The sequence below is a fragment of the Herbaspirillum lusitanum genome (assembly GCF_026127345.1).
Classification (GTDB): Bacteria; Pseudomonadota; Gammaproteobacteria; order Burkholderiales; family Burkholderiaceae_D; genus Herbaspirillum; species Herbaspirillum lusitanum.
The window spans coordinates 85,533-105,570 of record NZ_QXFG01000016.1 but is presented as its reverse complement, the minus strand read 5'-3'; the positions used below and the strand labels follow the sequence as shown (position 1 = coordinate 105,570).

Sequence of the window (20,038 nt, the reverse complement as noted above, 5' to 3'; positions counted from 1 at the left end):
CGGCCGCCAGCCATAGGACGATCCCGGCACCTTTCGTAGGATTTGCGGCAGACCGGAGGGTGGCCGACGCCACAAGCGGACTTCCGCTGACAGCGCCGGTGTTGCGTCCTGCTTACAGTAGAGGTTTCCAACATCCTTTTACGGAGTGGCATGAGCGACATGGTCGTGGTGCGGAAGGAAGGCCTGTATTGCGTCCCCGGCGACTTCCATATCGATCCGTGGCGTCCGGTGGATCGGGCGGTGATCACGCACGCCCACGCCGACCACGCCCGCACCGGCCATGGCCACTATCTGGCGACCGCCGACGGCGCCGGCATCCTGCGCGCGCGCCTCGGCGAGATTCGTCTTGACGCCTTGCGCTACGGCGAGTCGATTACCCATAACGGTGTCGCGCTGTCGCTCCACCCGGCCGGCCACGTGCTCGGCTCGGCCCAGCTGCGCATGGAACACCGCGGCGAAGTCTGGGTCGCCTCGGGCGATTACAAGCTGGAACGGGACGGCACCTGTGCGCCGTTCGAGAGCGTGCGCTGCGACACCTTCATCACCGAATCGACCTTCGGCATGCCGATCTATCGCTGGCAGCCGCAGGCGGAAATCTTCGACGACATCAACGCCTGGTGGCGTCGCAATGCCGCCGAAGGGCGCACCAGCGTGCTGTTCTGCTACGCCTTCGGCAAGGCCCAGCGCATCCTGCACGGGCTTGATCCGACCATTGGCAGCATCGTCTGCCACGGCGCCGTGACGCCGCTTAACGCGCTCTACCGCGAAGCCGGCGTGGCCTTGCCGCCGACGCTGGCGGTGGGCGACGTCGAGGACAAAGCCGTGTTGCGCCAGGCGCTGGTGCTGGCGCCGCCGTCGGCCGCCGGGTCGCCGTGGATGCGCCGCTTCGGCGACTATAGCGACGCCTTCGCCAGCGGCTGGATGCGCCTGCGCGGATCGCGCCGGCGGCGCGGCGTCGATCGCGGTTTCATCCTGTCCGATCACGCCGACTGGCCCGGACTGCTCAGCGCCATTGCCGCCAGCGGCGCAGCGCGCATCATCGTCACGCACGGCCAGATTCCCATCATGGTGCGCTGGCTGCAACAGAACGGCCTCGATGCCGGCGCCTTCGATACCGAATATGGCGGCGAGGAAGAAGTTGAAAACGATAAGGAGGCGTCGGCGTCAGCGTCAGCGTCAGCAGAAGGGCCGCCCGATCATGCGTGACTTCGCCCACCTGTACGCCGAGCTCGACGCCACTACCGCCACCAACCGCAAGCTGGAGGCGCTGCAAACGTACTTCCGCCGCGCCGACGCTGCCGATGCGGCATTGGCGGTGTATTTTCTGGCCGGTGGCAAGCCGCGCCAGGCGGTGCCGACCAAGCTGTTGCGCCACTGTGCGATGCAATATGCGCAGCTCGACGAATGGCTGTTCGACGAGTGCTACCAGGCCGTCGGCGACCTGGCTGAAACCATCGCCCACATCCTGCCGCCGGCGACGCGCGCCGACGATCTCGGACTGAACCAATGGATGACCGAGCGCATTGCGCCCTTGCGCGGCGCCGATGCCGAAACCATCCGTGCGGCGCTGTTTTCGTACTGGGATATGCTCGACTGGCAAGGCCGGTTCCTGCTCAGCAAACTGATCGGCGGCGGCTTCCGGGTCGGCGTCTCGAAACTGCTGGTCACGCGCGCATTGGCCGTGGTTGCCGAGGTCGATGCCAAGACGATTGCGCAGCGCCTGGTTGGCTGGACCGACCGTAGCACGCGGCCGACTGCAGCCGGTTTTTCCGAGCTGATCGCGCCGCCGTCCGAGACCGATCGCCAGCGTCGCGGCGGCCAGCCCTATCCCTTCTTCCTGGCGCATCCCTTGCTGGCTGATCCGGCCACGCTGGGCGAACTCGGCGACTGGCAGGTCGAATGGAAATACGACGGCATCCGCGCCCAACTGGTGCATCGGGAGGGGCGCAGCTGGCTATGGTCGCGCGGTGAAGAGCTGATCACCGAGCGTTTTCCGGAACTGGCGCAGCTACCATTGCCGGACGGCGTGGTCCTCGACGGTGAAATCGTGATCAGGCGCAGTGAAGGAAACGGCAGCGTGATCGCACCGTTCGCCGATCTGCAAAAGCGCATCGGCCGCAAGACACTGGGGGCCAAACTGCTGGCCGAGTTGCCGGCGACGCTGATCGTCTACGACCTGCTCGAACTCGATGGTAAAGATCTGCGCGGCAGGCCGCAGCAGGAGCGGCGCGCGCTGCTGGAAAAGCTCGCTGAAAATATCCCGGTCCTGATTTTGGCTCCGGTGATCGGCATTGCCGAAGCCGCTGACTGGGCGGCATTGGCGACGCTGCGCGAAAGCTCGCGCGCACGCGGTGTCGAAGGAATGATGCTCAAGGCCAAAACCGCGCACTACGGCATCGGCCGCACCAAAAACGTTGGCACCTGGTGGAAGTGGAAGATCGATCCCTACTCGGTCGACGCCGTGCTGATCTATGCGCAGGCCGGCCACGGCCGGCGCGCTTCGCTGTACACCGACTACACCTTCGCGGTGTGGGACGCCGAAGATGCGACTGGGGAGCGCCGGCTGGTGCCGTTCGCCAAGGCCTATTCCGGATTGACCGACGCCGAGATCGCGCGCGTCGACCGCGTCATCCGCAGCAGCACTGTCGAGAAGTTCGGACCGGTGCGCAGCGTCAAGCCGAGCATGGTGTTCGAAATCGGCTTCGAGGGCATCGCCGCCTCGCCGCGCCACAAGGCCGGCATTGCAGTGCGCTTCCCGCGCATTCTCCGCATTCGCGACGACAAGCCGATCGCGGAGGCCGACAGCCTGTCGACCCTGCAAGCCTTGCTCAATGAAGCGGAGGGACACCATGCTGCGCGCACGGACTGAGGACGCCGGTGACGATGTCCCACGCGCCGCAGGGACTTCACGCAGCACGCCGGTGGAGCGCTGGTTCGCCGCGCAGGGTTGGAAAATATTCGCCTTCCAGCGCGACACCTGGCAAGCCGCCGTGCGTGGCGAGTCGGGCCTGCTGCATGCGAGCACCGGCTCCGGCAAGACCTACGCGGTCTGGTTCGCGGCCTTGCAGCACGCCGTGCCGGCGCTAGCCCAAGCAGGTCCCTTGCCCGTGACCGACACACCTGCCGCCGGCGGTGCAAAGCGATCCAAAGCGATCACTCAGACCGGCCTGCGCATCCTCTGGATCACGCCGATGCGTGCGCTCGCGGCCGACACCGCACGCGCATTGGAAGCGCCGCTGAACGCCTTGCTGCCGACGTGGACTATCGGCAGCCGCACCGGCGACACGTCCGGTAGCGAACGCGCACGTCAGCTGCGCAGTTTGCCCAGCACGCTGATCACCACGCCCGAGAGCCTGTCGCTGTTGCTGAGCCAGGACGACGCGGCGGCGCGCTTCGGCAAGCTCGACGCCATCATCGTCGACGAGTGGCATGAGCTCATGGGCAGCAAGCGCGGCGTGCAGACGCAACTGGCGCTGGCGCGTCTGCGCCGCTGGCGGCCGGAGCTGATGGTGTGGGGATTGTCGGCCACGCTGGGCAATCTGCAGCAATCCAGGGACGCCTTGCTGGGAGCAGGACGCGGCGTGCTGGTGCAGAGCAAGACGCGCAAGAAAATCGTCGTCGATACGCTGATTCCGGCGCATCCGTCGCGCTTCGCCTGGGCCGGCCATCTTGGTCTGCAGATGCTGCCGGCGGTGGCGGCAGAGATCGATCGCCACGCCAGCACGCTGGTGTTTACCAACACGCGTTCGCAGGCCGAGCTGTGGTATCAGAACTTGCTTGCTGCGCGTCCCGACTGGGCCGGCCTGATCGCGCTGCATCACGGTTCGCTCGACCGCGCGGTGCGCGAATGGGTGGAGCTGGCGATCAAGAACGGCCAGCTGAAAGCGGTGGTCTGCACTTCCAGCCTCGACCTCGGCGTCGACTTCGCGCCGGTCGAACGGGTGCTGCAGGTCGGCAGCGCGCGCGGCGTTGCACGCCTGCTGCAACGCGCCGGCCGCAGCGGTCACTCGCCGGGACGCGTGTCGCGCGTGACGCTGGTGCCGACCAATACGCTGGAGTTGCTGGAAGCTGCCGGCGCGCGCCACGCCGTCGCTGCCGGCCAGGTGGAGCAGCGCCCGGTGCCGGACACGCCGCTCGACGTGCTGGTCCAGCATCTGGTGACGATTGCGCTGGGCGGCGGCTTCCGTTCTCAGGAATTGTTCGACGAAGTGCGGAGCGCCTATTCGTATCGCGCGTTGCGTCCCGACCAGTGGCAATGGGCGCTGGATTTCGTCGCGCGCGGCGGCCAGAGCCTGATTGCCTATCCCGAATATCAACGCGTGGTGCCCGATGCCGACGGGGTATATCGCGTGCCGGATGCGGCGATCGCGCGGCGTCACCGCATGAGCATCGGCACCATCGTGTCCGACGCCAGCATGCAGGTGCAATACCTGCGCGGCGCGCGCATCGGCACCATCGAGGAAGGCTTCATCGCGCGCCTGCGTGCGGGCGATCGTTTCCTGTTCGGTGGCCGCATGCTGGAGTTCGTACGGGTGCATGAAATGACCGCCTACGTGCGCCGCGCCACCAGCGGTTCCGGCGCGGTGCCGCGTTGGCAGGGCGGTCGCATGCCGCTGTCGTCGACGCTGGCGCACGCCGTGCTCGATTGTCTGGAAGAGGCCACGCACGACGACTATTCCGGTCCGGAAATGCAGGCGGTGCAGCCCTTGCTGGCGTTGCAGCAGCAATGGTCAGCCTTGCCTACCGCACGCAAGCTGGTGGTCGAGCATCTGCATAGCCGCGAAGGCCATCATCTGTTCTTCTATCCCTTCGCCGGCCGGCTGGTGCATGTGGGTCTGGCCGCTTTGATTTCCTATCGGCTGGCGCAACGGCGGCCCGCGACGTTTTCGATTGCGGTCAACGACTACGGTTTCGAATTGCTGGGCGCGGCGCCGGTCGACCTCGCTGAAATATTTCCCGCTTCCGATATGGGCGGCGCTTTGTTCTCGTCCGCGCATTTGCTGGAAGACGTGATCGCCAGCCTTAACGCCACCGAACTGACGCAGCGCCGCTTTCGGGAAATCGCGCGCATCTCCGGCCTGGTGTTCCAGGGTTTTCCCGGGCAGCCGAAGAGCACGCGTCAACTTCAGGCATCGGCCAGCCTGTTCTTTGAGGTCTTCCGCAAGCACGACGCCGGCAATCTGTTGCTGACGCAGGCGCAGACCGAAGTACTGGAGCAGGAACTGGAGTTGCAGCGCCTGCGCGAGACGCTGGAAGAATTGCGCGGCCGCAGCCTGCAGGTATGCAGCATCACGCGAGCGACGCCGTTCGGGTTCCCGCTGATGGTGGAACGCTTTCGTGAAAAGTTGTCGACCGAAAAACTCAGCGACCGCGTGGCGCGCATGCTGCAGGAACTGGAAAAGGCGGCGGCGCGATGACAGCGGACAAACCATCCGATAGCGGCGCGCTGGACATCACCCTGCTCGGCGAACGACTGCGCCTGTTGCCGCAACGCGCCTTGCTGTGGCGCGCACGCAAGATGCTGATCGTGGCGGACATCCATTTCGGCAAGGCGGCCGCGTTTCGTGCCGGCGGCATCCCGGTGCCGCACGGCACCACGCGTGCCAACCTGGATGCGCTGGATTCCCTGATCGCCGCGCATGCGGTCAGCCACATCGTGTTCCTCGGCGATTTCCTGCATGCCAGAACTGCGCGCGCGCCAGCCACCTTGCTGGCGGTGCAGCGCTGGCGCGAGAGTCACCCCGGCATGCAACTGACGCTGGTGCGCGGCAATCATGATCGCCACGCCGGCGATCCGCCGTCGCAGCTGAAGGTGGAGGTCGTCGATGAACCGTGGCAGGTCGGGCCGCTGGCGCTGTGTCACCATCCGCAAGAACGGATGGGAACGTATGTGCTGGCGGGGCATATCCATCCCGTCGTGCGGTTGGCGGTGGGACGCGATTCGCTGCGGCTGCCGTGTTTCGTCTTTGGCGCGGTACAGGCGACGCTGCCGGCATTCGGTGCGTTCACCGGCGGTCATGAAGTACGCGGAAAGCAGGACGAACAATTGTTCGTCTGCACCGATGACCGCGTTTTTCCTTATCCCCGACCGGTTTGAGGAAGATCAGCCGCGCAGTACGGCGCTGAACTTGCGGGTCGCCTGCAGGCCTTGCGCCGAGTGATGTGCACCGGGTGACAGTGCAGTGATCAGCGCTGCCGGATCGTTGCTGGTTGTGTTGTCCGCGCCGACAAGATGCATGCCGGTGCGACCGATTACAGCCTCACGGGTCGCACGTACCCGGGCAGCCGCGCGGAAAGTCATGCCGCGGTTGTTGCCGTCGGCGCGCGTGATCCAGTCGTGCAACAGCTGTTGCTCGCGCGGGCTGAAGACGCCGAACATCTCCGCGCCGGCGCCGTTGATGAGTCGCCAGAAGCGGCTCTCTTCAGGATCGCTGCCGCGCCTGATCCATCCCGCGCGTTCCAGCTCGGACAAGAAGCGACCGGCGTCTTCAGGGTTGTCCAGCCATTCGTTGACCGTCTTGCCGGCAAAGCGGCAATAGTCCGAATGCATGTTGCGGCCGACTGCCGTCTTCTCCTGCAAGACGGCAACCAGTGCACGCTCGGGATCGAAGTCGGCAATCACGGAGGTGGTGCTCATGCCGAGATCATTGAGACGATAACCGTCGCGCACGCGGCGATAGAATCCGGCCGGATCATCCTGCTGCGCGACGATGTCCGCGACCGCCTGTGCCGCCTTGTGCGCATGGCCGGTGGCGGCGTTGTCGATGGTCACGTGCAGGGTGAAGTAATACGGATCAATGCCGAGTTCGTTGAGTTCGTACGCGCTGATCAGCAGATGCAGCGGCAGCTGCTCGTAGCCGAGGTTGTAGCCGATTACTTCCGGCAGGAAGCGTTCGGTCTGATAACCCAGCGCCAGCTGAATGGCGCCCTGCACGAAATGTTCGTCAGAAAGCGTTTGCCAGTCATCGCAGTCGTGCGTGGCCAGCAGCTTCTTGTAGAGCGTGACGTGGTTCATGGCCGGGTCGCCGTCGCCGAGTTCTTCCAGATAAGTCAGGATCAGCGGATGGAAGTCCGGATTTTCCCAATACCGCAACGTGCCGTACAGCCATGAACCATCGACCAGCTTGGTCGGCGCCACGGCGCGAATGAAGTTGAGCGCGTGCGAGCGTGTGGCGAAATAGCGGCGCGGCGCGCCATCCTTGCGCGCCGCCAGGTAGGCCGCGTATTGCTCGCCGACGTGGGTTACACGTTCGTTCACCCAAGCGTGGAGGTCGTCGGGCGACGCCGGCATGTCGCACGGCAAGTCCCGCGCCTGCGCCAGTTGCGCCTGCAGATAGCGGGTGCCGTCTTCACGCGCCTTGCGTGAGGGTTTCGGCACCGACAACGCGCGGTAGAGGACCGAGGCGGACGCGTGCGCCGCTTCGTTTTGTGCGTGTGCAGTAAGGGAAATAAAATTTGTTGCGGTGGAAGCCATGATGCCTCGGTGCAAAAAGGAACAAGTTTCATCTTCGCGCAGCGCGCCGTCTGAGGTAATAGGCCGATGACGCAGTTTGAAGTCGGACGAGACCTGATAGCGACGTCATCCGTGCAGACCATTGACGTACTGGTCTTACGGCAATACCAGCGATGCACCGACTGACGGGATGGTAAGTACGGACTATCGTGAAAGTGCAGACGCTCGTTTCATCACCTGCGGCGTCGCGCTGCCCTTCAGGAGAACATCATGGATAGTCGACATCATTCGAAGGCGTCCGTGGCGATTGCCGCCGGCCTGGTTGCCCTCATCGGCATCAGCGCGGTCTGGTTGCTGCGGGTGTTCTGGTTCCACGTATAGAGTTTTCACGCATTCCTTCTACCCAAGAAAAAGCCGCCCCGAAGGCGGCTGAAACCTGCAAGACTATTTTTACCTCAGTGCATCAGCTCTGTTCGGAGCTGGATGCATTGCATCATCCGTTCCCATGTGGCGGCGGGGTCGACAGTAGTGCAGCGAATGTTGCACCGCTCCCAAAGTTGGCGCGCAGGTGGACTGCGCGCCGCTCAGGGACGCCGGATCAATCTTTGCTGCGCAGGACCTTGGCCAGATCGGACAACTGATAGGGCTTGTTGAGGAACGCGAATTCCTTGCTCAGTTGCTGGTTGGACGTCAGCGCCGGGAACGGATAGCCTGACGCCAGGATGATCTTGGTCGCGGGATGGCGCTGTCGCGTGATCTGCGCCAGTTCGATGCCGCTGATGCTGTCGGGCATGATCACATCGGTAAACAGGATGTCGATCTGCGGCGTGCGCTCCAATACCTCCAATGCCTCGGCGCCGTTGGTGGCGGTGTAGGCTTCATATCCCATCGTCCGGAACAATTCGGCGGTGATGTCGAGCAGGTCGAGTTGGTCGTCGACGATCAGCACGATTTCCGAACGTTGCTTGTTGTCGGCGCTCTGCGTATTTTCGGCGTCGGCCTCGGTATCGATGGGGATGTAAATCGTGAAGCAGGTACCGAAGCCGACTTCGCTCAAGAGCGTAACCTCGCCGCCCGATTGCGTGATGAAGCCATACACCTGGCTCAATCCCAGGCCGGTGCCCTGGCCGGCTTTCTTGGTGGTGAAGAAAGGTTCGAATACGCGCGCCTGCACTTCCGGCGTCATGCCGCTGCCGTTGTCGGTCACGCTGATCTTGGCGTAGACGCCGCCCGGCAGGGCGCCCACGGCCTTGTCGCGCAGCGTGAGCTTTTCGGTGGCGATGGTGACCTTGCCGCCGTCCGGCATGGCCTGCGTCGCGTTGACCACCAGGTTCAGCAAGGCGGTCTCGAAGCGGGTCGAATCCAGTTTCACCATGACCGGCACCGGACTCTTGCGGATGTCGAACTGGATCGACGAATTTCCCGCGCGCCGCAGCACCGATTCGAAATCGGCGATGAGCGTATTGACTTCATGCGTCTCCGGCTGCAACGGTTGTTGCCGCGCGAACGACAGCAACTGCTGGGTCAGGATCGCGCCCCGTGACAGTGCCCGGCGGATGCTCTCCAGCGAGCGCGAATTCTCCAGATCGGGAAACTGCACCGTCAGCAACTGCAGGCCGCTGGAGGCCACCGCCAGCAGGTTGTTAAAGTCATGCGCCACGCCGCCGGTGAGCTGGCCCAGCGCTTCCATTTTCTGCGACTGGAACAGCGCCGCGTTGGCGCGCGACAACGCCAGCGCGGTTTCGCGCCGTTCGGTGACGTCGCGCGTGACCTTGGCAAAACCGATCAGGTCGCCCAGCTCGCTGCGGATCGCGTCGACGATCACGTGCGCCCAGAAGGTCGAACCGTCCTTGCGTACGCGCAGGCCTTCCTGCTCGTAGCGGCCTTGCTCGGCCGCAGTCGCCAGGGCGCGCTCCGGCAGACCGTCGCTGCGGTCGGTCTCGGTGTAGAAGCTGGAAAAATGCATGCCGATCACTTCGTCTGCCGTATAGCCTTTGATGCGCTGGGCGCCGGCGTTCCAGTTGGTGACCCGGCCTTCCGGCGACAGCATGTAGATGGCGTAGTCGGTGACGCCTTGCACCAGCAGGCGGAATTGCTGCTCGCTGGCCTGCAGCGTCTGTGCCGCCAGCTTGTGTTCGGTGATGTCGCGCGTGATCTTGGCGTAGCCGAGCAACTCGCCGTTGTCGGCGATGATCGGATCGATGATGGAACTGGCCCAGTATGTGGTGCCGTCCTTGCGCAGGCGCCAACCCTCGTCTTCGAACTTGCCGTGGCGCAGCGCGATGTCGAGTGCTTTTTGCGGCAGACCGGCGTCGCGATCTTCAGCGGTGTAGAACACGGAGAAGTGCGAACCGAGGATATCGTCGCTGGAATAGCCGGTGAATTGCTGCGCGCCCTTGTTCCAGCTGGTGACCTTGCCCTGCGGGTCGAGCATGTAAATGGCGTAGTCGTGGATGGCGGAAATGATGAGCTGGAAGCGCTGCGCATCGGTAAGCGTCAGGTGAGCGGGTTGACTGCTGGGCATCGGTGTTCCTTGTCTGGGACCTCCGCCGCATGACCGGACGGATCACCGGACACAACAGCGCTGCAAAGCAATCGCCAAACATCTGCCGACAGAGGGTATGGCAAAGTATGCCGGGAGCGGCGCAGTCTTTCAACCTCCATGCGTTGTAGGACTTCCGGCAATGCAAGCCATGCACGGGGGCAATTTCAGCCTGCCGTCACCAGTTTGAGCCCGATCACGCCCGCCAGAATCAGCGCGATGCACAGCAGGCGCAGCGGCGCCGCCGAGTCGCCCAGCAGCGCCATGCCGAGGATCGCCGTGCCGGCCGCGCCGATGCCGGTCCACACCGCATAACCGGTGCCGACCGGCAGCGTGCGCAGGGACAGCGACAGCAGGATGACGCTGGACAGGCCTGTCGCCACCGTCAGCAGCGAAGGAATCAGGCGGGTGAAGCCGAGCGAGGCCTTCATGCCGAAGGCGAATCCGATTTCAAGTACGCCCGCAATGCTCAAAAGTAGCCATGCCATGGGAAATGTCCGTGGTTAATGCGCCGGGCCGAGCGGCCGGGCGCGATGGTGAAAATGACTTAAGCGGAAACTGCCGCAGCTGCAGCTGCAGCAGGAGCGGGCCGGAAAGCAACCCCGAAACGATTGAAGGCGTTCATCAGGCCGATCGCATAGGTGAGGTCGGCCAGTTCCTTGTCGTTGAATTCGGCTGTCGCAGCGGCGTAGTTGTCGTCGGGCACGCCGGTGTCGGCCACGCGGGTCACGCTTTCGGCCCAGGCCAGCGCGGCGCGTTCACGGGCGCTGAACAGGGCGCCGCCTTCATGCCAGACCGGCACCAGCACCAGCTTGTCGACGGCCAGGCCGGACTTGAGCAGGTCGCGGGTATGCATGTCGATGCAGAAGGCGCAGCCGTTGATCTGCGACACGCGCAGGTAGACCAGGTCGATCAGCACCTTGGGCAGGCTGCCCTTGAGCAGGGAGGAGTAGACGCCGCCGAAGGCCTTGTAGGTTTCAGGGGAGGCGTTGGCGTAGTCGATGCGCTTGTTCATGATGAGTCCTTGTGTTTGTCATTGAAGAGACTCCATGGTGCGCCGGCTTGGTCTAGTCCGGAAGATCCATAAATGGACTTGGTTTATGGACCATGATTTTGTGTGCGGACGGACCGCTGATCACTTAAAAGGACCGCTCAAAGAAGCGCCAGGATGCGCCGTCCCAGCGCCTCGGCGGCGGCTTCGGAAACGACGTTGGTGAAATTGACCAGCAGTGCGGGCACACGCACGCCGTCGGTGGTCCAGTCGGTCAGCGCTTCGGCGTAGAGGCCGTCCTCGTGCATGCGCGCCACCAGCTTGCGGTCCGACAGGCGGCCGCGCAGGCGCAGGATCAGGTGCATGCCGCCGGGCGGCGATTCGATGCGGATGTGTTTGCCGAGCACGCGCTCCAGGCCGCTGCGGACGGCATCGCGGCGTTCGGCGTAGAGCTTGCGCATGCGCTGGATGTGGCGGGCGAAATGCCCTTCGGCGATGAAGGCGGTGACGATCTCCTGCGTCAGCGCCGGAATCCCCGCGGCGAACACCTGGCTGACTGAGGCGAAGCGTTCGACCTGCGACTCCGGCACCACCAGGTAGGCCAGCCGCATGCTCGGGAACAGCACCTTGCTGAAGGTGCCGGCATACAGCACGCAGCCGTCGCGGTCGAGGCTCTTGAGCGCCGGCAGCGGGCGGCTGACGTAGCGGTATTCGCCGTCGTAATCGTCCTCGATGATCCAGGCGCTGTTGCGCGCCGACCATTCCAGCAAGGCCAGCCGCCGCGGCAGCGACAGCGACACGCACAGCGGGCTCTGGTGCGCCGGCGTGACCACCGCCGCACGTGCACGCGGCGCCGCGGCGATGCCCTGCGCGACCTGCATGCCGTCTGCATCAACCGGCACCGGCACGGCGCTCATGCCCATGTGCGTCAGCAGCTCGCGCGTGGGCGGATAGCCGGGATCCTCGACCCAGACGCGGTCGCCGGTTTTCAGCAAGGCATGGCCGATCAGTTCCATGGTGTGGCGATAACCGGCGGTGACGAACACCTGCGCCGGCGAGCAATTGATGCCGCGCGACAGTTGCAGGTAAGACGCGATCTCGGCGCGCAGCGCAGGCAAGCCGTAGACCGACGGGTGCGCCATGTCGGCGGCCTGCATGGCACGCACGCAGCGTGCGCCCAGGCGCGCCCAGATCTTGCGCGGGAAGGCGTCCAGCGCCGGCAGGCCCATCTGGAACGGCAGAATGGAATCGGGCCGGAAGCTGCTGACCGGCGCCTGCTTCGGCGCAGGCAATTCAGCAGCGGCCAGGCGCGGCTGGAGATCGGGCGTGACCACGGTGCCGGCCTGGCCGCGCGCCTGAATATAGCCTTCTGCCGCCAGCAGCGAATAGGCCGCCTCGATGGTCCCGCGCGCCAGCCCCAGCTCCTGGGTCAGCGCACGCGCCGACGGAATGCGGTCGCCCGGCTTGAGCACGCCGGCGGCGATGGCGCTGCGGAAGCGGTCGTAGATCTGGCGGTAATACGGCGCGGCCGCCTGCGGATCCAGGGGCGCGAGGGGATTGACGGGCTTGCTTTTGGCGGAAGGCATGGTCTGGCGACAGTTATGCAGCTATTGGAAAGCGATGACGCCATGATGCTATCGGCCCGAGGTAGAGGCAAGATGGATCTGAGTCATCATGGATCAATCAAAATGAAGATTCATGGATCTTGGAGATGGGGCATGGGTTTCTTAAAATGAACGCCATTACTTCCAATTACTTTCAGCTTGGAAGCTCCTCTCCCACCTCAAAACCTTGAATGAATCGATCATGAACATGTTGCATCTCAGCTGCAGCCCGCGCGGGCAAGAATCCGAGAGCTACCGGCTCTCGCAGAAAATCATCGGCTTCCTGCAGGGCCGCACGCCGGCGCTCACGGTAGTCCACCGCAACGCCGCCGAGGGGGAGATGGTGCATATCGACGGCAATTATGCCGCCGTGCTCGGCGCGGCGCAGGAACCGTCGGGCTTTTCCGTGGAGGGGTCGATTTCTCGCTCGGAACAGCTGATCCGCGAACTGGAGCAAGCCGACGTCGTGCTCATCAGCACACCGATGCATAATCTGACGGTGCCGTCAGCATTGAAGGCGTGGATCGATCATGTGGTGCGCATCCGCCGCACCTTCGACGTGACGCCGCAGGGCAAGATCGGCACGCTGCGCGACCGGCCGGTGTACATCGCCGTCTCGTCGGGCGGCGTGTACGCCGGCGAACGCGCGCGCCAGCCGGATTTCCTGACGACTTACCTGAAGACCATCCTGGCCTCGATCGGCCTGCACGACCTGCGCTTTTTCTCGGTGCAGGGGACGGCTTTCGGCCCGGATGCGCTGGCGCAGGCCAGGGCGGAAGCGGACTTGGCGCTGCGCACTCACTTCGCCTGATCATGTTCCGATAACTATTTCCTTTTTAACAAGAGGCAAAAAAAAGAGTCACGTTTTACACGTTTGCAATATTATTTGGGCCGGAGAGATAAACAACGCTAAACAGCATCGTCATTGGCCCTAGCCTGAGCAGATTGTAGAAACATGAGCCTTTTGAAAAAGATCAAAGTCGACGAACTCGAATTGGGAATGTATTTTTGCGGCTTCGAAGCTGCATGGCTGGATCACCCATTCTGGAAAAATCGCTTCCTGCTGAAAGACACCGCCCATTTGCAACAGGCGCGCGCCAGCGGAATCGCGTATTGCTGGATCGACGTCGGGCAGGGCAAGGACGTCGCGGCGGCAGAGCAGAACGCGGACGTTGCAGCTGAATCTGAAGCTGAATCCGAAGGTGCTGAAACCGCGTTGAGTTTGCGAGATGAACTACCGGTTGCCGTCGGCGCCGATCCGTTCTTCGAAGAACTGGAACAGGCGCAGCGGTTGTGCGAGACCGCCAAGGACGCCACCAAGGCAATGTTCGCCGACATCCGCATGGGCCGGGTCATCGACATGGAACGCTGCCTTGACCTGGTGGATCAGGTGACGGCGTCGATCCTGCGCAACAGCGCCGCCATGACCAGCATCGTGCGGCTCAAGCTTGCCGACGATTACACCTACATGCATTCGGTCGCAGTCTGCACGCTGATGGTGGCGCTGGGCCGCACCATCGGCATGGACGAACCCGCCTGCAAGGAGGCCGGTCTTTCAGGCCTGCTGCATGACGTCGGCAAGGCCTTTATCCCGGTGCCCATCCTGCACAAGCCGGGCGGCCTGACCCCGGCGGAAATCGACATCGTGCGCCGCCATCCGGTGCTCGGCTACAACCACCTGATCAAGAATTCCAACATCCCGCCCTACGCCGTCGAAGTGTGCCTGCACCACCACGAAAAGATCAACGGCACCGGGTATCCCGACGGCCTCAGCGGTGCCGGCATTTCGTTGTTGTCGCGCATGGCGTCGATCTGCGACGTCTATGACGCGGTGACCTCCGACCGCCCTTACAAAAAAGGCTGGGATCCGGCCGAGTCGCTCACCGCGATGGCCTCCTGGAGCGGTCACTTCGACAAGACCCTGCTGTCGGCCTTCGTCAAAACGCTCGGCATCTATCCGATCGGCTCGCTGCTGAAAATGGAATCCGGCAGGCTCGGCCTGGTGATCCGCCAGAGCGCGGCCGGGCTGACCAAGCCGGTGGTGAAGGCGTTCCGCTACGACAGCAACGGCGACATCATCGACTCGGAAATCATCGATCTGTCGGATCCGGCGGCAAGCGACAGCATCCGCCAACGCGGCGGCGAGGAATGGCTGAAGTACAACGGCCTCAACAAGCTGTGGATGCAGCCGACCACGCTGCAACCGCGTTAGGCCGATAGGCCGCGGCCAAGGGCGGTTCTCCATCTCGCGAATCGCAAAGCCGCGTGCCGCAATCTTTTGCTGATCGGGCCGTTGCCGACCGACCGCCAGGTGCAGTTGCGCGATGGCGGTTGATTTTGATTGATACGGCCGATGTACGCCGATCCGATGCAGCTGAAGTGGTCGCATCGGACGGCGCGTCTTGTAATCAGGAACCCAGCACCAGCGGCTGCCCCCTGGCCCAGCGATTGGCCGACAGCGAAAACGTCAGTGCGCGCACCTGGTGATACCAGCCCGCCGGCACATACAGCAGCTCGCCGGCTTGCACGATGCATTCGGTCAGCGCCGCTTGACGCGCCAGCGGGAACTTGTCGAAGTCCGGTGCTTCGGGATCGAAGGGGGAGCCGAACAGGATGGCGTTGGCCTCGCGCGGATAGAGAAATTCATCGTGATGCGGCGGCGTCAGAAAGATGCGCTTGACGCCGCGGATCTGCGCAAAGATGTTGTCGTCATAGTCGCAATGCAGCGGTGTCACCGTGCGCGCCGGACCGAGCCAGAAACGCGGTGGCCCCATCTTCTTGAAGTAGGCCGGCCAGTGGCACAGCCGGTTCAATGGCCGCATTTCCAGATTACCCACGTAGGGCGGCAAGTCAGCATCAGTCGTCAGGTCAAGATAGTCCCGCAACGACATGTCCTGCATCGCGCGATCGCTTGCGAACGCGGTGTTGACGTAATCGCCGACCCGCGCGCGCACCTGCAGGTCACCGAATTCTTCACGCAGGGTTTGCGGCGTCAGCGCGCACAGCGGCCACTTGCCGACCAGGCCGGTGATGATGAACGGCAAGCCTTTTGCCGCCAACGCGTTGAAGGCGCCGGCGTCCGGCACGCCCACGCGCGGCACTTCGGAAATGACCGGAAGGCCGCGGCTCGCGCGGCGGATGGCGTCGCGCATGTCGGCGATTGAGGCAACCCCGCGCACCTCGGCGTCCTTCTGTTCGCGCGCCTGTTTTCTGGCGAGCGCGTCTTCGGGCGACAGCGGTGTTTGCGGTCGCGGCGGCAGCAGCCGGGCTGCGCGCTTGCCGTCATTCTCACTGCTCATTTTTCCGTCGCTGCGGCCCAGCGCAGTTCGCTGAGATAGTCGTGCGTGTCCGTGGCCATCCATGAGGACCGGAACTCCACCGGTTCGCCGCGCAAATCATAGCCGGTGCGCAGCGCCAGCAGGACCGGATGGCCTGCCGGCAGGCCGAAATCCTTTGCCACTTTTTTAGGCAAAAGGCAGGCGCGCAAGCGATCTTCGACGCGGCTGACCGAGATGCCGCATTGCTGCTCCAGGAAGGAATACACCAGATGGAACGGTGCGCCGTCAGCGCCCCATTCCTTGTTGCCCACGCGCGCAAAAGGGAAGCTGATGGTTTCCAGCACCAGCGGCGTATCGTCCAGCACGCGCAGCCGCCGCAGGCGATAGACCAGTGCGCCGGCATCCAGTTTGAGCGCTGCGCGTTCATCCGCGTCCGCCGCTACGCGCTCCCGTAACAACAGCGTGTCTTGCGGCAGCCTGCGCACGCCGTCCGCGCGGTCGGTCAAGCGGTAGAAACTGGTGAATGCGCGCTCGTTGGTGGCGCGCGTGACAAAGGTGCCGCGGCCCCGATGGCGTGTCACCAGCCCCTGGCCGCTCAAGACGTCGAAGGCCTTGCGCACGGTGCCGACGCTGACTTTCATGTCTTGTGCAAGCGCCTCTTCGCCGGGTAGTACCTGGCCGGGAAGCCACTCGCCGGCAATGATGCGGTCGTGGATATAGCGGGCAAGCCGGACGAAGGCCGGGCTGAGATCGATAGGAGTCATTTCTTTATTCTATAGAGAATAGAGAAGTAACACTATAGAATTTGATTCCGCATCGCTTTTCCCCTCGTTATAGTCCTCCCAGTCGATGTCATTGCGTGAGGTCCAGTGCCGAGCTTGTGCGGGCATCGATATTTCCTTCATTCATTCGTTGAGATATCGCCATGACCCAGCAAATCCATCGCATCGCTTCCGTCGAGGCGCTGCACGTAGGCCAATTCCTGTATGCCCGCATCCGCACCGAGGCGGGGCTGACCGGTTATGGCGAAGCCGGCTCCTGGGGGCACATCGAGGCGGCCAAGGCGGCGCTGGAAAAGTTCGGTAAATATCTCGTCGGCCAGGATGCGAACCAGATCGAATTGCACTGGAACGTAATGCAGCGCTTCTCGCATTTTCGCGGCACGGCGGTGAACGCGGCGGTGTCGGCGATCGACATCGCGCTGTGGGATTTGCTCGGCAAGCGCCTGCAGGCGCCGGTCTGGCAGTTGCTGGGCGGCGCCTACCGCAACAAATTGCGGGTCTACGGCCATGTTTACGCAGAGACCCTGGAAGAAGTCTTGTCCGAATGCCGCCGCCTGCGCGAAGAAGGCTTCACTGCGGTTGGCCACATCAATCCTTTCCTGGACGAACCGGAAGGACACGAATATTTCCGTTCGCACGCCGGCAAGGTGCGTGATGCCAAGGAGCGCGTGATGGCATTCCGCGAAGCGGTCGGTCCCGATGTCGACCTGCTGATCGAAATGCATCGCCGCCTGAGTCCGGCCGAGGCGATCGCCATCGGCCAGGTGCTGGAGCCGTTGACGCCGATGTGGCTGGAAGATCCGCTGCGTCCGGAGTTCTACGCGCAGATGACGACGGTGGGCCATGCAATTCGCGTACCGATCGCCACCGGCGAACGCTTCTGCACCCCGGCGGAATTCCAGCAACAGCTGGCCGGGGGCGGCGTGCGCTACGCCCGCGCTTCGGTCTGCGTATGCGGAGGCATCACCGGCGCCAAGAAAATCGCGGCGTTGGCCGAAGCCCAGAACGTCGACCTGGCACCCCATAATCCGCTGTCGCCGATCAGCCTGGCGGCCTGCATGCAAGTCGCCGCGGCCGTGCCCAACTTCTCCATCCAGGAATACCCGACCGGGTTTGAAAACCTGGTCCTGAAGTCGGGCCAGAAGCTGCTCGGTTCCGATCTGGTAAAGAGCCATCCGGTGCCGCAAGCCGGCTTCATCGCCGTGCCGGATGCCCCCGGCATCGGCGTCGAACTGGTCGACGAAGTCGAGTTCAAGCGTGCACCGCTGCACCGTCCGGTGTCCATGCGCCGCACCATCGACGGCGCGCCGCTGGACCAGTAAGTCAGCCAAAAAACAGAAGGCAACCATGCCGCATCTCATCGTTGAATACACGCCGGCGATGTGCACGGAGTTGTCGCAACGGATTGTCGAGATGGAACGCGATTCCGACGTGAAAGAAGTGCTTTAAAAGTAGCTTGGCCCATTGCGACAAGGCGGCAGGTTATCGTCAGCGACGGCAGGGATCTGTCGCCGGCGACATGAGACCGCTGGCGCGTTCACCAAAAGCAGGAACAGAGGAGACTGCAACATGCCAAAAACCCTAAGCGGCGAGCTCAACACCGGGCTCAATGGGTCCGATATCGGGCGCAACAGATGGATGATCATCCTGCCGACCGTGTTCATCGTCTACATGCTGTCGTATTTCGACCGCGTCAATATCGCGATGGCGCTGCCGCACATGACAAAGGAACTCGGGCTGACCTCGACGCAGGGAGGCTGGATTGGCGGCGCCTTCGCCTGGGGTTATGCGCTGACGCAATTGCTGGCGGGATACCTGGCGATGAAGTTCGGCGCGCGCAGACTGGTTGCGGTCTGTCTGGTGCTGTTCGGCGCCGCCGCGATGCTGACCGGTCTCGCCACCACATTCTGGCAAGTGCTGAGCGTACGCATCCTGCTCGGCCTGGCCGAAGGTCCGGTCTATGCCGGCACCTCGATTCTGCTGGCACAGTGGTTCATGAAAGCCGAGCGCGGTCGCGCATTCGGCATCTGGAATCTGGGCGCCCCGCTGGGCGGTTTCCTGGCCGGTCCGATTTCAGGCGCCATCATCGCGCACTACGACTGGCGCGTCATGCTCATCGCCGAAGGTCTGCCTGCCTGGATTTTCTGCCTGATCTGGTTCAAGTCGATTCCGAAAAGTCTCGATGCGGCGGCATGGCTTCCTGCCGGCGATCGCGACACCATCAAGCGGACGCTCGACGAAGAGCAGGCCGCACATCAGGCGCCCGAATCGGATCCGTGGTGGACGATCTTCAATGAGCCTGCTGTGTGGCTCATGACGCTGGGTTTCGGTCTCAACACCATCTTGTTGTATGGCATTACCTTGTGGCTGCCGACCGTAATGAAATCGTATGGCCAGCTCAGCGAAACCGCCATCGGCTTCTTCGCCGGCGCGCCGTTCGTCATGTCGATGCTGGGCATCTATTACATCAGCCGCCGCTCCGACAGGAACGGCCAGGAACGCCGCTGGCACGCCGCCATACCGACCATGATCACCGGCCTGCTGATGGCGGCGGCGGCATTCGTTCCCGCGCCTTTGTTCTATGTGCAGATCGCGCTGTTCATCCTGATCGGCTTCACGCTGAAGATGCTGATGCCGTTGATCTTCTCTCGCCTGACCGAGATCCTGCCATTGCGCAAGGCGATGCCGGCGGTGGCCTTCGTCAGCGGCGTCGGCAACCTGATAGGACAATTCCTCGGGCCGCTGCTGGTCGGTTACGTCCGCTCGATTTCTCCCGATTACAAGATGTCGCTGCTGATGCTGGGCGTGGCTGCTTTCCTCGGCGGCGTCGCGATTGCGGTATCGAAGACGGCTGGCGAACGGGCTTGAAGTCCCTGACTTCCTCGTGCTTGCGGTGAAGTCGACAATTTCTCCAACATGCCGGCCCTCCGCATCGCCACCACGGCAGATGCCAACGGCAAGGGCGTGATGGTGGTGATGAATAATCAGATCAGCGTCGTCCGCAAAAATAGGATAGCGTACGAGACTTGATTACTTGTACGAGAGAAGAAAATGGATCAAAAGCTAGTCATTGTCGCCACGCTGACGGCCAAACCGGGCCATGGCGCTACGTTGAAAGCCGCGCTGGAAAAGGTGGTGCCGCCAAGCCGGGCCGAAGCCGGATGCCATCGCTATGATTTGCACGCCGACAACGAGAATCCCGAGTTGTTTGTCATGCTGGAAGAATGGCGGGACGCCACCGCACTGAAAGAGCATGAGTTGACACCGCATTTCCAGGCGCTTGTTGCTGCTGTCGGGGGGATTGCCGAGATCCGGATCAGGAAGCTGACCCAGATTGCCTAGGAAAATGAACGCGGATTGATCGGGAGGGAGCTGCGCAGGACGCAGC

Annotated in this window: 16 protein-coding genes; 9 read left to right on the top strand and 7 right to left on the bottom strand. The window is 63.4% G+C overall.

All coding sequences use genetic code 11. From position 1 onward, the window contains the following. Positions 1 to 150 precede the first annotated feature (150 nt). The 4 genes from DXT88_RS21260 to pdeM are packed head-to-tail and all read left to right on the top strand — an operon-like array spanning position 151 to position 6,097. A complete protein-coding gene (locus DXT88_RS21260; RefSeq protein WP_265215942.1) occupies positions 151 to 1,206 on the top strand; it encodes a ligase-associated DNA damage response exonuclease in 1,056 nt (351 codons plus the stop codon). After that, positions 1,199 to 2,869 carry an ATP-dependent DNA ligase gene (locus DXT88_RS21255; RefSeq protein ID WP_265215941.1) on the top strand — a complete coding sequence of 557 codons (1,671 nt, stop codon included), beginning with the start codon at positions 1,199 to 1,201 and terminating at the stop codon, positions 2,867 to 2,869. The genes DXT88_RS21260 and DXT88_RS21255 overlap by 8 nt, the downstream gene beginning before the upstream one ends. Continuing rightward, positions 2,850 to 5,417 (top strand): ligase-associated DNA damage response DEXH box helicase, encoded by a 2,568-nt coding sequence (locus DXT88_RS21250; protein ID WP_265215940.1) that lies wholly within the window; start codon positions 2,850 to 2,852, stop codon positions 5,415 to 5,417. The genes DXT88_RS21255 and DXT88_RS21250 overlap by 20 nt, the downstream gene beginning before the upstream one ends. Further along, positions 5,414 to 6,097 (top strand): ligase-associated DNA damage response endonuclease PdeM, encoded by a 684-nt coding sequence (pdeM, locus tag DXT88_RS21245; protein WP_016835341.1) that lies wholly within the window; start codon positions 5,414 to 5,416, stop codon positions 6,095 to 6,097. The genes DXT88_RS21250 and pdeM overlap by 4 nt, the downstream gene beginning before the upstream one ends. A gap of 6 nt (positions 6,098 to 6,103) precedes the next feature. Here pdeM and DXT88_RS21240 read toward each other — a convergent pair whose 3' ends face one another. From DXT88_RS21240 to pdxR, 5 genes are all read right to left on the bottom strand, one after another. Next, complete coding sequence (locus DXT88_RS21240) at positions 6,104 to 7,474, bottom strand: iron-containing redox enzyme family protein (protein WP_265215939.1); 1,371 nt, start codon at positions 7,472 to 7,474, stop codon at positions 6,104 to 6,106. Between the two features lie 577 nt (positions 7,475 to 8,051). Further along, positions 8,052 to 9,977: a hybrid sensor histidine kinase/response regulator gene (locus tag DXT88_RS21235; protein ID WP_265215938.1), complete on the bottom strand. Its 1,926-nt coding sequence runs from the start codon at positions 9,975 to 9,977 to the stop codon at positions 8,052 to 8,054. A gap of 185 nt (positions 9,978 to 10,162) precedes the next feature. Then, positions 10,163 to 10,483: a DMT family transporter gene (locus DXT88_RS21230; protein WP_265215937.1), complete on the bottom strand. Its 321-nt coding sequence runs from the start codon at positions 10,481 to 10,483 to the stop codon at positions 10,163 to 10,165. A 59-nt stretch (positions 10,484 to 10,542) separates the two neighbouring features. Then, a complete protein-coding gene (locus tag DXT88_RS21225; protein WP_265215936.1) occupies positions 10,543 to 11,010 on the bottom strand; it encodes a carboxymuconolactone decarboxylase family protein in 468 nt (155 codons plus the stop codon). A 137-nt stretch (positions 11,011 to 11,147) separates the two neighbouring features. Continuing rightward, positions 11,148 to 12,572, bottom strand: coding sequence for a MocR-like pyridoxine biosynthesis transcription factor PdxR (pdxR, locus tag DXT88_RS21220; protein WP_265215935.1), 1,425 nt, complete (start codon positions 12,570 to 12,572; stop codon positions 11,148 to 11,150). A 220-nt stretch (positions 12,573 to 12,792) separates the two neighbouring features. Between pdxR and DXT88_RS21215 the strand changes: the two genes are divergently transcribed. Beyond that, positions 12,793 to 13,401, top strand: coding sequence for an FMN-dependent NADH-azoreductase (locus DXT88_RS21215; protein WP_265215934.1), 609 nt, complete (start codon positions 12,793 to 12,795; stop codon positions 13,399 to 13,401). 144 nt (positions 13,402 to 13,545) lie between these two features. Then, entirely contained in the window at positions 13,546 to 14,802 is a 1,257-nt protein-coding gene (locus DXT88_RS21210; protein ID WP_265215933.1) for an HD-GYP domain-containing protein, read from the top strand. A 196-nt stretch (positions 14,803 to 14,998) separates the two neighbouring features. Here DXT88_RS21210 and DXT88_RS21205 read toward each other — a convergent pair whose 3' ends face one another. Both DXT88_RS21205 and DXT88_RS21200 read right to left on the bottom strand, forming a co-directional pair. Beyond that, positions 14,999 to 15,889, bottom strand: a complete 891-nt coding sequence (locus tag DXT88_RS21205) for a cupin-like domain-containing protein (protein WP_265215932.1) — start codon at positions 15,887 to 15,889, stop codon at positions 14,999 to 15,001. Beyond that, positions 15,886 to 16,632 carry a GntR family transcriptional regulator gene (locus tag DXT88_RS21200; protein ID WP_265215931.1) on the bottom strand — a complete coding sequence of 249 codons (747 nt, stop codon included), beginning with the start codon at positions 16,630 to 16,632 and terminating at the stop codon, positions 15,886 to 15,888. Before DXT88_RS21200 ends, DXT88_RS21205 begins: the two co-directional genes overlap by 4 nt. 161 nt (positions 16,633 to 16,793) lie before the next feature. Between DXT88_RS21200 and DXT88_RS21195 the strand changes: the two genes are divergently transcribed. The 3 genes from DXT88_RS21195 to DXT88_RS21185 all read left to right on the top strand — a co-directional run bounded on the left by DXT88_RS21195 (position 16,794) and on the right by DXT88_RS21185 (position 19,992). Beyond that, entirely contained in the window at positions 16,794 to 17,972 is a 1,179-nt protein-coding gene (locus DXT88_RS21195) for a mandelate racemase/muconate lactonizing enzyme family protein (RefSeq protein ID WP_265215930.1), read from the top strand. A gap of 247 nt (positions 17,973 to 18,219) precedes the next feature. Continuing rightward, positions 18,220 to 19,518 (top strand): MFS transporter, encoded by a 1,299-nt coding sequence (locus DXT88_RS21190; protein WP_265215929.1) that lies wholly within the window; start codon positions 18,220 to 18,222, stop codon positions 19,516 to 19,518. A 183-nt stretch (positions 19,519 to 19,701) separates the two neighbouring features. Beyond that, positions 19,702 to 19,992 (top strand): putative quinol monooxygenase, encoded by a 291-nt coding sequence (locus DXT88_RS21185; protein WP_016835330.1) that lies wholly within the window; start codon positions 19,702 to 19,704, stop codon positions 19,990 to 19,992. Positions 19,993 to 20,038: the final 46 nt, after the last annotated feature.

Excerpts from the sequence above, each read along its gene's own strand:
- DXT88_RS21260 (WP_265215942.1), top strand. The coding sequence starts at position 151 with ATGAGCGACATGGTCGTGGTGCGGAAGGAAGGCCTGTATTGCGTCCCC.
- DXT88_RS21255 (WP_265215941.1), top strand. The coding sequence starts at position 1,199 with ATGCGTGACTTCGCCCACCTGTACGCCGAGCTCGACGCCACTACCGCC.
- DXT88_RS21250 (WP_265215940.1), top strand. The coding sequence starts at position 2,850 with ATGCTGCGCGCACGGACTGAGGACGCCGGTGACGATGTCCCACGCGCC.
- pdeM (WP_016835341.1), top strand. The coding sequence starts at position 5,414 with ATGACAGCGGACAAACCATCCGATAGCGGCGCGCTGGACATCACCCTG.
- DXT88_RS21240 (WP_265215939.1), bottom strand. The coding sequence starts at position 7,474 with ATGGCTTCCACCGCAACAAATTTTATTTCCCTTACTGCACACGCACAA.
- DXT88_RS21235 (WP_265215938.1), bottom strand. The coding sequence starts at position 9,977 with ATGCCCAGCAGTCAACCCGCTCACCTGACGCTTACCGATGCGCAGCGC.
- DXT88_RS21230 (WP_265215937.1), bottom strand. The coding sequence starts at position 10,483 with ATGGCATGGCTACTTTTGAGCATTGCGGGCGTACTTGAAATCGGATTC.
- DXT88_RS21225 (WP_265215936.1), bottom strand. The coding sequence starts at position 11,010 with ATGAACAAGCGCATCGACTACGCCAACGCCTCCCCTGAAACCTACAAG.
- pdxR (WP_265215935.1), bottom strand. The coding sequence starts at position 12,572 with ATGCCTTCCGCCAAAAGCAAGCCCGTCAATCCCCTCGCGCCCCTGGAT.
- DXT88_RS21215 (WP_265215934.1), top strand. The coding sequence starts at position 12,793 with ATGAACATGTTGCATCTCAGCTGCAGCCCGCGCGGGCAAGAATCCGAG.
- DXT88_RS21210 (WP_265215933.1), top strand. The coding sequence starts at position 13,546 with ATGAGCCTTTTGAAAAAGATCAAAGTCGACGAACTCGAATTGGGAATG.
- DXT88_RS21205 (WP_265215932.1), bottom strand. The coding sequence starts at position 15,889 with ATGAGCAGTGAGAATGACGGCAAGCGCGCAGCCCGGCTGCTGCCGCCG.
- DXT88_RS21200 (WP_265215931.1), bottom strand. The coding sequence starts at position 16,632 with ATGACTCCTATCGATCTCAGCCCGGCCTTCGTCCGGCTTGCCCGCTAT.
- DXT88_RS21195 (WP_265215930.1), top strand. The coding sequence starts at position 16,794 with ATGACCCAGCAAATCCATCGCATCGCTTCCGTCGAGGCGCTGCACGTA.
- DXT88_RS21190 (WP_265215929.1), top strand. The coding sequence starts at position 18,220 with ATGCCAAAAACCCTAAGCGGCGAGCTCAACACCGGGCTCAATGGGTCC.
- DXT88_RS21185 (WP_016835330.1), top strand. The coding sequence starts at position 19,702 with ATGGATCAAAAGCTAGTCATTGTCGCCACGCTGACGGCCAAACCGGGC.